11 protein-coding genes are annotated in these 12,944 nt (G+C 74.2%); 10 read left to right on the forward strand and 1 reads right to left on the reverse strand.

What is annotated here, in order from left to right; all coding sequences use genetic code 11:
* The first annotated feature begins 75 nt into the window (after positions 1-75).
* The 10 genes from RF640_RS15015 to RF640_RS15060 all read left to right on the forward strand — a co-directional run bounded on the left by RF640_RS15015 (position 76) and on the right by RF640_RS15060 (position 11,672).
* Positions 76-642 carry a helix-turn-helix domain-containing protein gene (locus tag RF640_RS15015; protein ID WP_017834812.1) on the forward strand — a complete coding sequence of 189 codons (567 nt, stop codon included), beginning with the start codon at positions 76-78 and terminating at the stop codon, positions 640-642.
* A 94-nt stretch (positions 643-736) separates the two neighbouring features.
* Entirely contained in the window at positions 737-1,816 is a 1,080-nt protein-coding gene (gene speB, locus RF640_RS15020) for an agmatinase (protein ID WP_368828329.1), read from the forward strand.
* Positions 1,813-3,036 (forward strand): PLP-dependent aminotransferase family protein, encoded by a 1,224-nt coding sequence (locus tag RF640_RS15025; RefSeq protein WP_109243083.1) that lies wholly within the window; start codon positions 1,813-1,815, stop codon positions 3,034-3,036. Before speB ends, RF640_RS15025 begins: the two co-directional genes overlap by 4 nt.
* A 57-nt stretch (positions 3,037-3,093) precedes the next feature.
* Positions 3,094-3,852 carry an alpha/beta fold hydrolase gene (locus RF640_RS15030; protein ID WP_368828330.1) on the forward strand — a complete coding sequence of 253 codons (759 nt, stop codon included), beginning with the start codon at positions 3,094-3,096 and terminating at the stop codon, positions 3,850-3,852.
* Positions 3,853-4,073: 221 nt separating this feature from the next.
* Positions 4,074-5,621 carry an ABC transporter substrate-binding protein gene (locus RF640_RS15035; protein WP_368828331.1) on the forward strand — a complete coding sequence of 516 codons (1,548 nt, stop codon included), beginning with the start codon at positions 4,074-4,076 and terminating at the stop codon, positions 5,619-5,621.
* Between the two features lie 43 nt (positions 5,622-5,664).
* Positions 5,665-6,606, forward strand: coding sequence for an ABC transporter permease (locus tag RF640_RS15040; protein ID WP_368828332.1), 942 nt, complete (start codon positions 5,665-5,667; stop codon positions 6,604-6,606).
* Positions 6,599-7,441, forward strand: coding sequence for an ABC transporter permease (locus RF640_RS15045; protein WP_368828333.1), 843 nt, complete (start codon positions 6,599-6,601; stop codon positions 7,439-7,441). Before RF640_RS15040 ends, RF640_RS15045 begins: the two co-directional genes overlap by 8 nt.
* The gene (locus RF640_RS15050) at positions 7,434-9,068 is read left to right on the forward strand and encodes an ATP-binding cassette domain-containing protein (RefSeq protein WP_368828334.1); all 1,635 of its coding nucleotides are present in this window, start codon (positions 7,434-7,436) and stop codon (positions 9,066-9,068) included. Before RF640_RS15045 ends, RF640_RS15050 begins: the two co-directional genes overlap by 8 nt.
* Positions 9,055-10,377, forward strand: coding sequence for an MFS transporter (locus RF640_RS15055; RefSeq protein ID WP_368828335.1), 1,323 nt, complete (start codon positions 9,055-9,057; stop codon positions 10,375-10,377). The genes RF640_RS15050 and RF640_RS15055 overlap by 14 nt, the downstream gene beginning before the upstream one ends.
* A 203-nt stretch (positions 10,378-10,580) precedes the next feature.
* Complete coding sequence (locus tag RF640_RS15060) at positions 10,581-11,672, forward strand: DUF2267 domain-containing protein (protein WP_136341376.1); 1,092 nt, start codon at positions 10,581-10,583, stop codon at positions 11,670-11,672.
* A gap of 39 nt (positions 11,673-11,711) precedes the next feature.
* Here the strand turns inward: RF640_RS15060 and RF640_RS15065 are convergent, their stop codons facing one another.
* Entirely contained in the window at positions 11,712-12,938 is a 1,227-nt protein-coding gene (locus tag RF640_RS15065) for an NAD(P)/FAD-dependent oxidoreductase (RefSeq protein WP_368828336.1), read from the reverse strand.
* Between the last annotated feature and the right edge of the window lie 6 nt (positions 12,939-12,944).

Below are 12,944 nucleotides of genomic sequence, written 5' to 3' on the forward strand. Positions count from 1 at the left end.
ATGCAGATCATGTTTTGGGAACGGGTCCGGGTCGTGACGGGCGGGTAAAACCGTCCGGGAGGAGGCGTCGTCGTCGTGAAAGCACTGCCCATCGAGAGCTCCGGGCACACCGCCGCCGTGGGGTCGCGGCTGCGCAACCACCGGCGGCGCAGCCACATGACCATCGACCAGCTCGCCTCCGCCGCGGGCCTCACCAAGGGCTTCGTCAGCCGGGTGGAGCGAGACATCACCTCCCCGTCCGTGGACTCCCTGGTGCGGATGTGCCAGGTGCTGCGGATCGACGTGGGCGCGCTCTTCGCCGGGCCCGCCGACGTGGAGCTGGTCCGGCTCGAGGACGCCCCGCACATCGACCTCGGCGGCGAGGGCATCGAGGAGCAGCTCGTCACGCCGTCGGCCCAGCGCCAGGTCCAGGTCATCCGGGCCCGCGTGGCCGCCGGAGGCCGGGGCGAGGACGCGATGTACAGCATGGACTGCGAGACCGAGGTGCTGCACCTGATCAGCGGCCGGTTCCGGCTGCACGTCCCGGACCGCACCTTCGACCTGGCGGCCGGGGACACCGTCACCTTCCCCGGCTCCGAACCGCACACCTGGGAGAACCCCGGCACCGAGGACGCCGTGCTGCTGTGGATCCTCGGCTCGTGAGCCCCCCGCCCGGCCCGTCCGCCGCCCCCGCCGGCACCCCCGTCAGCACCCCCGTCAGCACCCCCGTCAGCATCCACCGAGAGGACCGCACACCATGAACCCCGAGCGCATCACCGGCACCACCCCGGACGGCACCCCCGTCGTCGGACCCGTCAACGCCGCCCTGACCCCGCGCTGGGCCGGCCTGGGCACGTTCGCCCGCCTGCCGCGCACGGACGAGGTCGAGCACACGGACATCGCGGTGGTGGGCGTGCCGTTCGACGCCGGCGTCTCCTACCGGCCCGGCGCCCGGTTCGGGGCCAACCACGTCCGGGAGTCCTCGCGCCTGCTGCGCCCCTACAACCCCGCGCAGAACGTCTCGCCGTTCGCCGGGGCGCAGGTCGCCGACGCCGGGGACATCGTGGCCAACCCCTTCGACATCCCCGAGGCGATCGCCTCCATCGAGGCCCAGGCCAAGGAGCTCATGGGCGAGGACACCCGGCTCGTGGCGATCGGCGGCGACCACACCATCGCCCTGCCGCTGCTGCGCGCCGCCCACGCGCGCCACGGCGAGGTCGCGCTGCTGCACTTCGACGCCCACCTGGACACCTGGGACACCTACTTCGGTGCCGAGTACACCCACGGCACCCCCTTCCGCCGGGCGTTCGAGGAGGGCCTGCTCGACACGGACGCCGTGTGCCACGTCGGCACCCGCGGGCCGCTCTACGGCACCGAGGACCTCGACGACGACGCCCGCTTCGGCTTCGGCATCGTCTCCTCCGCCGACGTCATGCGGCTGGGGGTGGACGCCGTCGTCGCGCACCTGCGCGAGCGCGTCGGCGACCGCCCGCTCTACGTCTCGCTGGACATCGACGTGCTGGACCCGGCCCACGCCCCCGGCACCGGGACCCCTGAGGCCGGCGGCATGACCAGCCGGGAGGTGCTCGAGATCCTGCGCGGGCTGCGCGGGACGAACGTGGTCGGCTGCGACGTCGTCGAGGTCGCCCCGGCCTACGACCACGCCGAGATCACCGGGGTGGCGGCCGCCCACGTGGCCTACGAGCTCATCAGCCTCCTCGCGCTGGGACCCGGCGCGGCGCCGGGCGGACCCGCCTACGGGCTGGCCGGGCACGTCTACGGGGACGCCGTCCCGGCGCAGGGCTCGGTGCAGGCCCCGGCGGGGGAGGACCGGTGACCGGGGGCGCGGCCGTGACCCCCCGGCCCGACCACACCTCGCTGTTCGCCCACCGCTCCGAGGAGTTCCGCCCCTCCCCGGTCCGGGCCGTGTTCGAGATCGCGATGCGCCCCGGGATCATCTCCCTGGCCGGCGGCAATCCGGACATGAGCGTGCTCCCGCACGACGTGGTGGCCGCGATGTCGGCGCGGATCCTCGCCGAGCGCGGCCCCGAGGTGCTCCAGTACGGCTCCGGGGCCGGGATCGGGCGCCTGCCGGGGCTGGTCGTGGAGCTCATGCGCCTGCAGGGCGCGGAGACCACGCCCGACACGATCCAGATCACCGCCGGGTCCCAGGCGGGTCTCGACCTCGTGACCAAGCTGTTCTGCGACCCGGGGGACGTGGTCGTGGCCGAGGGCCCCACCTACGTGGGGGCCCTCGGCGTGTTCGGCAGCTACGAGGTCGAGGTCGCCCACGTGGACGTCGACGACGACGGACTGGACCCCGAGGCGGTCGCCGGGCGGATCGACGGGCTGCGGGCCGCCGGCCGGAGCGTGAAGTTCGTCTACACCATCCCGAACTTCCACAACCCCACCGGGGTGACCCTCACCGAGGAGCGGCGCCGCCGGCTCGTGGAGGTCTGCGCCGAGCGCGGGGTGCTCATCCTCGAGGACGACCCGTACGCGCTGCTCGGCTTCGACCGCGCCCACCGGCTCCCGTCCCTGTACTCGCTGGACCCGGGCACCGTGATCCACCTGGGCAGCTTCTCCAAGATCTTCTCGCCCGGGCTGCGGGTCGGCTGGATCGCGGCGGCGCCGGCGGTGCGGGCCCGGCTGCAGATCGCGGCCGAGGCCGTGACCATCCACCCGTCCGTGCTCGGCCAGGAGCTCGCCGCCGAGTACGTGGCCAGCGAGCACTGGCGGCCCGCCCTCGACCGCGCGGTGGACCTGTACCGCGCGCGCTGCGCCGCCATGATGACCGCCCTCGAGCGGTTCATGCCCGAGGGGGTGCGCTGGACGCGTCCCGCCGGCGGCTTCTTCACGTGGCTGGACCTGGACCCGGCCCTCGACCACGGGGACCTCCTGGGCCGGGCCATCGGGCACGGCGTGGTGCTGGTGCCCGGCGGCGCCTGCTACGCGGACGGGCGCGCCTCCACGAGCCTGCGCCTCGCCTACTCCGCGGCCTCGCCGGAGGACATCACCGAAGGGGTCCGGCGGGTGGGGGAGATGCTGCGCGACTGACCTGCGGCGCCGCCCCGGAGCTGGTGCGGTGTCCCCGGGAGGGGCGATACTGACCACATGAGCGAGGAGCGGGCCGGGGGACTGTGGTCCCGCGCCCGGGGGAGCGGGCCGGAGTTCGTCCTGCTGCACCCCGGGGGCACGGACTCCCGGGCCCTGGACCCGCTGGTCGCGGAACTGGCCGGCCGGTACCGGGTGATCACCCCCGATCAGCGCGCGCACGGCCGCACCCCCGACCGGGAGGGCCCGCTCTCCTACGCGGCGATGGCCGAGGACACGATCGCCTTCCTCGAGGATCAGGCCGGTGCCCCGGTGCACCTGCTGGGGTACAGCGACGGCGCCGTCGTCGCCCTGACCGTGGCGCTGCGCCGTCCCGACCTGGTCCGGGACCTGGTGCTCGCGGCGGGGGTGCACCACCGCGACGGGTGGGAGCCCGGCGTCCTGGCGGGCGAGGCGGAGGTGCCGGCCTTCATGGTCGACGCCTACGCGGAGGTCTCCCCCGACGGGCGCGAGCACTACGGCGAGGTCGCGGCCAAGCTGCGGCGGATGCACGAGGAGGGGCCGGTCTTCACGGACCCGGACCTGGCGGGCCTCGACCTCCCCGTCCTGGTGCTCGTCGGCGACGACGACGAGGTGCGGCTCGAGCACGCCGTGGCCGCGTACCGCGCCCTGCCCCGCGGGGAGCTGGCCGTGGTCCCGCACGCCTCCCACGGCGTGCTGGTCGAGAAGCCGCAGCTGTGCGCGCGCCTGATCACCGACTTCCACGCCGCCGACAAGCCGGCCACCTTCGCCCCGAGACGGCGCCGGCCGGGATCCTGACGGAACGGGCCCGACGGGGGCGTCGCCATCGGGCGGACGGCCCCGACGGAGCACCGGCACCTCCGTGGCGGACGCCGGATCCGGTCCCGTTCGTGACGATCCCGGTCCGCCGAGTGGACCGCAGACTGAGGGTAGCCTAACCTCTCCTCCGGGGGATTCCCCGATCATTCACATGTCCTCGGCGGGCGCTCTGTCCAGGGACGTCGACCTGAGGTGGTTCTGTGCGCGCAGTTTTCCGGGTAACGGCATCAACGGGTGCCGTCGCCGTTCTCACGTTGTCGGGATGCGGCTTCAGCGGTGGGGACGGAGGGAGCGAGCAGGCGGCGGATACCGGCCAGCGGATCGTGGTGGACAACTTCCGTGCACCGGTGGCCGACTGGGCCCTCGAGAGCGACGCCGCCTACATCCTGTCCCTGTCCGGGTGCCTGGAGACCCTGACCCGCTACGACGAGACCCAGGGGGAGATCGTCCCGGCCCTGGCCACGGAGTGGGACCAGGTCTCCCCCACGGAGTGGGACTTCACCCTGCGGGACGGCGTGCAGTTCCAGGACGGCACCCAGCTCACCGCCGAAGCGGTGGTGACCTCGCTGCAGGACGTCCTGGACGCGGAGGTCCCGGCCCGGGCCTTCAGCCCGGCCGTCGTCAGCGGCGTCGAGGCCGTCGACGAGCGCACGGTGCGGGTCACCACTCCGGAGGAGAGCCCCCTGGTTCCCTACCGGCTGGCCAGTGTCAACACCGGCGTGCTGGCCCCCGCCGCCTTCGAGGGCGGGACGGTGGACCCGTTCGGGCACTGCACCGGGCCGTTCACCCCGGTCTCGGAGCAGCCCAAGCAGTCACTGACCCTGGACCGGAACGAGGACTACTGGGGCGGACCGGTGCAGCTCGCCGGGGCCGAGGTCCGGTTCATCACGGACGGGGCGACGCGGGCGACGCAGGTGCAGACCGGCGAGGCCGACGTCTCCCTGTCCATCCCCGTCGCCAACCTGTCCGCACTGGAGGCCGATCCCGGCGTCGAGGTCCTCAAGGCCGAGTCCCCGCGGACCGCGACGCTGTACATGAACAACGGCAGGGCGCCGTTCGACGACGTCGACTTCCGCAGGGCCGTCCGCTCCGCACTGGATCTGGACGCCCTGGCCGGCAGCGTCTACGAGGGCGCGGCCCTGCCGAGCACCGGGCCCTTCGCCTCGTCCGAGCCCTGGGCGGGCGAGGAGGCCGAGACGCCGCAGCAGGACGTGGCGGCGGCGAAGGAGCTCCTGGCCAGCGCCGGCTACACCGCCGAGCGCCCGCTGGAGATCATCGCGATCGTGGAGCGGGCGGAGTTCGCCGACGTGGCCACCGTCATCCAGGAGAACCTGGAGAGCGTCGGCGTCCCCGTCACCATCACGACCAAGGAGTACGCCGCGGTGGAGCCGGACCTGCTGTCCGGGGACTACGACATGGTGCTCAGCCAGCGCAACCGCCTGATCGACATCGCCGACCCTATCGGGTTCCTCACCGCCGACTACACGTGCGAGGGCAGCTACAACCTCAGCCACTTCTGCGACGAGGACTACGACGCGCTCATCGCCCGGGCCGCCGGGACCGCCGACGCCGAGCAGCGCTACGAGCTCTACGCCCAGGCAGGACAGATCCTCGAGGACGAAGCCGTGAACGTCTGGCTCGTCAACGAGCAGGCCATCGACGCGGTCCGCACCGACCTGCAGAACTACGTCCAGGACCCGCTGTCCCGGTACGTGCTGCGCGCGGAGACGACGAAGTCCGGCTCGTGAGCACGACCGGCAGCCGCGGAGCCCCGCGAGCGCGGGGGCGTCGATGACGGCGTTCCTCGCCAGGAGGACGGCGACCCTGGGGATCACCGTCCTACTGGCGTCCTTCGTGGTCTTCCTCATCCCCTACGTCACCCCGGGGGACCCGGTGCGCAAGATCATCCGCTCGCGGGTGGCGGGGGAGGTGGTCGACGACGCCGCCGCCCAGGGGCTGGCGCTCGAGCTGGGACTCCAGGATCCTCTCGCCGTGCAGTACCTGCGCTGGCTCGGCCGGCTCGCCCGGGGTGACCTGGGCCTGTCCTACGCCAGCCGGACACCGGTGATCGAGCAGGTGCTGCCCGCCCTGTGGATCACCCTGAGCCTGGTGGTCGTGACCCTCGGGGTGGCGGCCGCGGTGTCCGTGGTGCTGGGGACCGTCGCCGCCCTGCAGGAGGGGCGCCCGGCCGACCGGGTGATCACCACGGTCACCCAGGCCTTCATCGCGATGCCGGAGTACTGGCTGGCCCCGATGCTCGTGCTGGTCTTCGCGCTGCAGCTGTCCGTGCTGCCCTCCGCCGGGTGGGAGGGCCCCGCGTCCGCGGTCCTGCCGGTGGCGGTCCTGGCCCTGCGCCCCATCAGCTACTTCACCTCGGCGGTGCGCGAGGGGATGCTCGAGGCGCTGGGCGCCGAGCACGTCGCGGCCGCCCGGGCCCGGGGGCTCAGCCACGCGCAGGCTGTGCGGAGCCACGTGCTCCCCAACGGCCTGCTGCCCCTCACCACGCTGGTGGCCGTGTGGTTCGCCGGTCTGCTGGGCGGGTCCGTCATCGTGGAGGTCGTCTTCGCGATCCCGGGCATGGGGAGGCTGCTGTTCGACGCCGTCCGCAACAGCGACATCCCCCTCGCCCAGGGCGGCGTGGTGGTGGTCGTGGGACTGGCGGTCGTCCTGACGACCGCGGCGGACCTGGTGCACGGCATCCTCAACCCCCGGATCAGGGGGCGTCATGCGTGACCGGCCCGTCCTGGTCTGGGTGGCGGCGGCGCTCCTGGCCCTGATCGTGCTGTCCGTGGTGTTCTCGCCCTGGATCGCACCGTACCCGCCGGCAGCCCAGGACCTCACGGCACGGCTCGCCCCGCCCGGCCCGGCGCACTGGCTGGGGACGGACCACCTGGGCCGGGACACCCTGAGCCGGCTGCTCGACGGCGGCCGGTTCTCCCTGGTGACCGCCGCCGTGGCCACCGTGCTGACCGCTGTGATCGGCACGGGGATCGGGGTGCTGAGCGCCCGCCGCCGGGGGTGGGTGGACGAGCTGCTCACCCGGACCAACGACGTCCTGCTGGCGCTGCCGGAGATGGTGGTGGCCCTGTTCCTGGTCGCCGTGCTGGGACCCGGCCCCCTGTCCCTGCTCCTGGCCCTGACCGTGACCGGCTGGACGCCCTTCGCGCGGCTGGCCCGGGCACTGGCCTACGACGTCTCGGCCCGGGGCTTCGTCGAGGCCGCGCGTGTCCTGGGGTGCTCGCCGTCCTTCATCGTCCTCCGGCACATCCTGCCGCACCTGTCCGGACCCCTCCTCGGACAGGCCGCGCTGCGGTTCGGCCAGTTCCTGATCACCGTCGGCGCCCTGTCCTACCTGGGGCTGGGGGTGCAGCCGCCGCAGTCGGACTGGGGGGCGATGCTGGCCGCGGCCCAGCCGTACGCCGTCCGGGCGCCGGTGACGATCCTCGCCCCGGGTCTGGTGGTCTTCACCGTTGCGCTGTGCGTGACCCTGATCGGCCAACGGCTGGCGCACATGAGCAGCACCCGCATGCTGCTGCCGGCATCGTCGCGGACGGAACGCGATGTCTGAGCGCCTGGTCGTCGAGGGACTGCACCTCAGCCACCGGCCGGGCGCGGACGGCGCCGGTGGCCGCCCCCTCCTGTCCGGCGTCGACCTCACCGTGGCTCCGGGGGAGTTCGTGGCGCTGGTGGGCGCCTCCGGGTCGGGCAAGACCCTGACGGCCATGTCCGTCCTGGGCCTGCTGCCCCCGCAGGTGCACCGGGACGCCGGGACGATCCGGCTGGGTGACACCGACCTCGCCCGGGCCGGCGAAGCGGAGCTGAACCGTGTGCGCGGCGGCCGGATCGGCATGCTCTACCAGCAGCCCCAGCGCATGTTCAACCCCCGCCGGACCGTCGGCGAGCACCTGCGGGAACCGCTGGGACTCCATGCCGGCCTCCGCGGCACGCAGGCTCGTGCACGGACGCTGGAACTGCTGGCCGAGGTGGGGTTCGAGGACCCCCGGTGGTGCGCCCGGGCACGTCCCCACCAGCTCTCCGGCGGCATGGCCCAACGGGCCATGGTGGCCCTGGCCCTGGCCGGCCGCCCCGGACTGCTGCTGGCCGACGAGCCGACGTCGGCCCTGGACACGGTGCTCGAGCGGCAGATCCTGGAGCTGATCGACCGCGAACGGCGCGACCGAGGGCTGGGGGTCCTCTACATCACCCACAACCTGGCCACCGTGTCCGCCTACGCCGATCGGGTCGTGGTGCTGGACGCCGGGCGCGTGCAGGAGTCCGGGCCGGCCGGCACCGTGCTCAACGATCCGCGCAGCACGTGCACGAAGGCCCTCCTGGAGGCATCTGCCCTCACCCCCACCGGGACTCCGCCCGCCACCGGCGGGGCGCGCCCCCTCGTGGTGCTGGACGAGCTCACCAAGCGCTTCGGACCGAAGCGGCGGGAGGCCCGTCCCGCGGTGGACCGGGTGTCCCTCGACCTGCGGGAGGGCGAGATCCTCGGGGTGCTGGGGCAGTCGGGCTCCGGGAAGAGCACGCTCGCCCGGTTGGTCGTCGGACTCGAGGCACCGGACGGCGGACGGGTCACCAGCACCCCGGGCGCCGGCCGCGCCGGCTCCGGCGCGGCGGCCTCGCACGTGCAGCTCGTCTTCCAGGACCCGCACGACTCCTTCGATCCCCGCATGCCGTTGGGCACCAGCCTGGAGGCCCCCCTCCTGCGGCACCGGAACGGCACGCCCGAGCAACGGCGTGCGAGCATCCACGAGGTGGTGCGGGAGGTGGGACTGGAGCCGGAGCTGCTGGACAGGCGTCCCGGCCAGTGCTCCGGAGGCCAGCTGCAGCGGCTCACCATCGCCAGAGCCCTGCTGCTGGAACCGTCGGTGCTCATCTGCGACGAGGCCACCTCGGCCCTGGACGCGGTGACCCAGCGCACCGTCCTGGACCTGCTGCTGCGCCTGCACCGGGACCGGCGCCTGTCCCTGGTGATGATCTCCCACGACCTGAGCGTCGTCCGCTACATGAGCCACCGGGTCGCGGTGCTCTTCCGGGGCCGCCTGGTCGAGCTCGCGGAGACCTCCGAGCTCTTCGCCCGGCCGCGCCACGAGCACAGCAGGCAGCTGGTGGCGGCGGCACTGCCCCAGGTGTGCGCGATCCTGGACACCCACCGCCTGTCCGAGGAGCACCTCGATGTCCTTCCGTGACCACCGGGTCGAGACGCGCACCCTGCTGGGCGCCCAGCTGGTGTTCAACCTCGGCTTCTACGCCGTGGTGCCCTTCCTGGCCGGAGCCATGGGCACCGAGTACGGCCTGGGCGCCGCGGCCATCGGACTGGTGCTGGGGGCCCGGACCTTCAGCCAGCAGGGCATGTTCCTGCTCGGCGGCATGCTGGCCGACCGGTGGGGTGCCCGCCGGGCCGTCCTCACCGGCTGCCTGGTGCGCATCGCCGGCTACGCCACGCTGGCGGCGGCGTCCGACTTCGCCCTGTTCCTCCTGGGCGCGGTGCTCACCGGTGCCGGGGGCGCCCTGTTCTCACCCGCCCTGGAGTCCCGGCTCTCCCACGCCGACCAGCCGGCGGGGACGGAGGGCCCGGGCCGCCGGACCGGCCGCCGGCGGTCGGTGTTCGTGTGGCTGGCGATCACCGGAGAGATCGGCGCCGTCCTGGGCCCGGTGCTGGGATCGTTCCTCCTGGGCTGGGGATTCGACGCGGCCCTGTTCCTGGGGATCGGGGTGTTCACCGCGGTGACGGTCCTGCTCTGGTACCTGCTCCCGGCCGAACCGGCCCACCCTCAACCGGACCGAGCGGCCGGGACGCCCACCGCGGCGCCCTCCGCGGCCGGCCCCCGGTGGGCCTGCCTGCGGGACCGGCGCTTCGTGACGTTCTGCGCACTGGCCGGGGTGAAGATGCTGGCCTACCACCAGCTCTACTTCGCCGTGCCCGTCGAGCTGGGACGGCGAGGCCTCGACGGTGCCTGGCTCGGCGCGCTGTTCCTGCTCGCCTCGGTCCTGACCCTGCTGCTGCAGCTGCCGGTCTCCGCCGCCGGTCTGCGCATGGGCCCCGGCGCCGCCCTGGCGGTCGGTTTCGTGCTCGAAGCCGGCGCGTTCGCCCTGGTCGCCGCGACCTCGATGCACCCCGGGACCGCCACCGGCTCGATGGCGCCGCTGATGGGCGCCGTCGCCGTCCTGATCCTGGGCCACATGCTCCTGACCCCCACGATCCTGTCCCTGATCCCGTCGTTCGTCCCGGCGCACGGACCCACCTCGGGGCGGGGCGCCTACTACGGGCTGGCCGCCACCTGCGGCGGCATCACCGTGCTGGCCGGCAACGCCGTGCTCGGGCAGCTGCTCGATCTCACCGACCGGCACCACTGGTGGCCCGGCACCCCCTGGGCGCCTCTGGTCGTGCTCGCGCTCCTGGCCGCCGCGGGCCTGCCGACCGTGCTCCGCGGCCACCGCACCGCCCGGCCCGCCGACGCGCCCTCCACCACGGCACCGGCTCGACGAACCCGCTGACGACCGGCGGCCGCGGGGCCTGCTCCTCGGCAGGGGACGGGGCTCCGCAACGGCGGCGGGAACCTCGCGCACCGGCGCCCCACTGGTTCCGTCCGGTCGTCGGCCTGCCGATGGCTAAGCTCGGGGGACGACGTCGAGCTGCTCCGCGGGGCAGCCTCCGAGGCCGCGGCGCCACGTGCCGTGCGCTCGGGGGAGGAGGCCATGTGCAGTCACTGACCGTAGGGGTTCTCGCTGATCCGGGGTTGCCGGAGAAGGTGGCCCGCCGGGTGGCCGAGGACCTGCCGCGGGCGCTCGCGGAACGCTCCGGCCGGGAACGCTCCGGCCCGGAGATCTCCTGGACGGTGGAGGTCAGCCGCGAGACCCTGCCCCTGACGGCCGAGGGGAACATCCCGCTGCTGGACAAGGCCGGCCGGCTGCGCGAGGAGCACGGGTGGGACTTCGTGGTGTACCTGACGGACCTGCCGCGCGTCCACGACGGGGAACCGCTGCTCTGCGAGGTCGGCGCGGCCGACGCCGCGGCGCTGGTCTCGCTGCCGGGCCTGGGCGCTGACCACTTCTCCCGCAAGGCCTGCCGGCTGCTGGCCGCCCTGGTCGGCGCGATCCGGGACGGCGCCGAGGACGCCCCTTCGCCGTCCGCGGTGCACGGGGCCCTGGGACGGGCGGCGGCGCGCAAGGTCTCCTCCGGGGAGGCGGGAGGCGCGGCCTACGTCGTGCTTCCCGGGCGGATGAACCGGCTGCGGCTGCTGATCGGCATGATCCTGAGCAACCAGCCCGGGCGCCTGCTGCCGGCCCTGGCCAGCTGCGTGGCGGCCGCGGCCGCCACCGGCGCCTTCGGCATCTTCTACGCCTCCATCTGGAACATGTCCGACGTCCTGTCCCCGCTCCGGCTGGCCACGATCAGCGTGGTGGTCACCGCCGCGCTCAGCGGCTGGCTCATCCTCCACAACGGCCTGTGGAACCGTTCCGCGGACGACGGCGAACCCTGGCGGTCCCGGTCGGACAACGCCTCCACCGTCATCACCGTGTGGCTGAGCGTGGCCCTGATGTACGTACTCCTGTGGGCGATGCTGCTCCTCGTGGGCCTGGCGGTGATCGAGGCCGGCTACCTCGAGTCCCAGCTGGGCCATCCCGTCGATCTCCTCGACTACCTGCACCTGTCCTGGCTCGCCGCGTCGCTGGGCACCCTGGCCGGCGCCCTGGGCTCGAACTTCGACAGCGACGAGGCCATCCGCGAGGCCACCTACAGCCGCCGGGAGCACCAGCGCCGCCGACTCGCCGACACCTACGACGACTGACCCGGCGCGGCCGGGTCACCCCCCCCGCAACCAGCGGGCTCAGGCCAGCAGGGCCTCGGCCGCGCGGCGCCCGGAGCGCAGGGCGCCCTGGGTCGAGCCGTCGGTGCGGTGGTCGCCGCACACGTACAGGCCGTCGCCGAGGGCGGCGGGCCGGTCGGCCACGAGCCCGGGCGGCTGCTCCGGCAGCGCCCGGCGCACCTCGTGCACGGTCAGCAGGTCCCAGGCGGCGGCGTCGGCGGACCAGATCGTGCCCAGCTGCCGGCGGACGTCGGCCTCGGCGGGGAGCTCGGCGCCCCGCGGCAGGAGGGCGGTCGCCTGGATCAGCGCCCGGCCGTCCGGGGCGTAGCTGGGGGCGGCGTTGCTGACCACGGCCGTGTCGACGAGCGGGCCGGTCGACTCGCCCGGCAGGACCAGGCACCCGAGGTCGGAGGGCGCGGCGTCCGCCGCGAACCACCAGGTCGCCTCGCCCTTCATGGGGGTGTCCGGCAGGTCCAGGAGCCGGGCGGCGGCCGGGCCCTCGGTGGCCACGACCACGGAGGACGCCCGCCAGGCGGCGTCCCCGGCGCCCACGGTCCACCCGTTCCCGGTGCGCTCCACCGCGTCCACGCGGGCACCGAGGACGGCCGGGGACCGGAGCCCGTCGTGGATCCAGGCCGGGAGCGCGCCCATGCCCCCGGAGGGCAGGCCGGGGGTGCCGAGCAGGAACCAGCCGACGAGCTCGCGCACGAAGGCGGCCGAGGTGCGGCCCTCGTCCTCGAGGATCACGCCGGCCAGGAACGGCTCGAGCACCAGGTCCCGCAGCGGTCCCCGCACCCCGGCGGCGTCGAGGGACTCGTGCCAGGGCAGGTCCCGCCGCTCCCGGCGCCGTGCGCGGAGGTCCAGGCCCGGGGCGAGCCAGGCCGCCAGGGCGGGCAGCCGGCGCAGCTCCACGAGCGGGCTGCGCAGCGTCCCCGGCAGCCGGGAGGGGACGCGGCGGGGGTCGGCGAGGACGTCGATGCCGTCGCCGCGGCGGACCCCGGCGGCGGCGTCGAACTTCTGGATCCCCAGGGCCGCGACGTCCACGCTGCGCCGCAGCTCGGTGTAAGCGGGGTTGAGCACCTGGAACCCGCGGTCGCAGCGGAAGCCGTCGACCGTGTCGGTGCGGATCCGGCCCCCGACGCCGTCGGAGGCCTCCAGCACCACCACGTCCAGTCCGTGCCGTTCGAGCAGGTGGGCGCACTGCAGACCGGCGAGCCCGGCGCCGACGACGACGACGTCGTGGTCCACGGGAAC

The sequence above is a fragment of the Kocuria sp. CPCC 205231 genome, assembly GCF_040980965.1.
In the GTDB taxonomy this organism is placed as follows: Bacteria; Actinomycetota; Actinomycetes; order Actinomycetales; family Micrococcaceae; genus Kocuria; species Kocuria rosea.

Bases quoted from the DNA above. Each gene is read 5' to 3' on its own strand.
- RF640_RS15050 (WP_368828334.1), top strand. From the start codon at position 7,434: ATGTCTGAGCGCCTGGTCGTCGAGGGACTGCACCTCAGCCACCGGCCG.
- RF640_RS15045 (WP_368828333.1), top strand. From the start codon at position 6,599: ATGCGTGACCGGCCCGTCCTGGTCTGGGTGGCGGCGGCGCTCCTGGCC.
- RF640_RS15040 (WP_368828332.1), top strand. From the start codon at position 5,665: ATGACGGCGTTCCTCGCCAGGAGGACGGCGACCCTGGGGATCACCGTC.
- RF640_RS15055 (WP_368828335.1), top strand. From the start codon at position 9,055: ATGTCCTTCCGTGACCACCGGGTCGAGACGCGCACCCTGCTGGGCGCC.
- RF640_RS15030 (WP_368828330.1), top strand. From the start codon at position 3,094: ATGAGCGAGGAGCGGGCCGGGGGACTGTGGTCCCGCGCCCGGGGGAGC.
- speB (WP_368828329.1), top strand. From the start codon at position 737: ATGAACCCCGAGCGCATCACCGGCACCACCCCGGACGGCACCCCCGTC.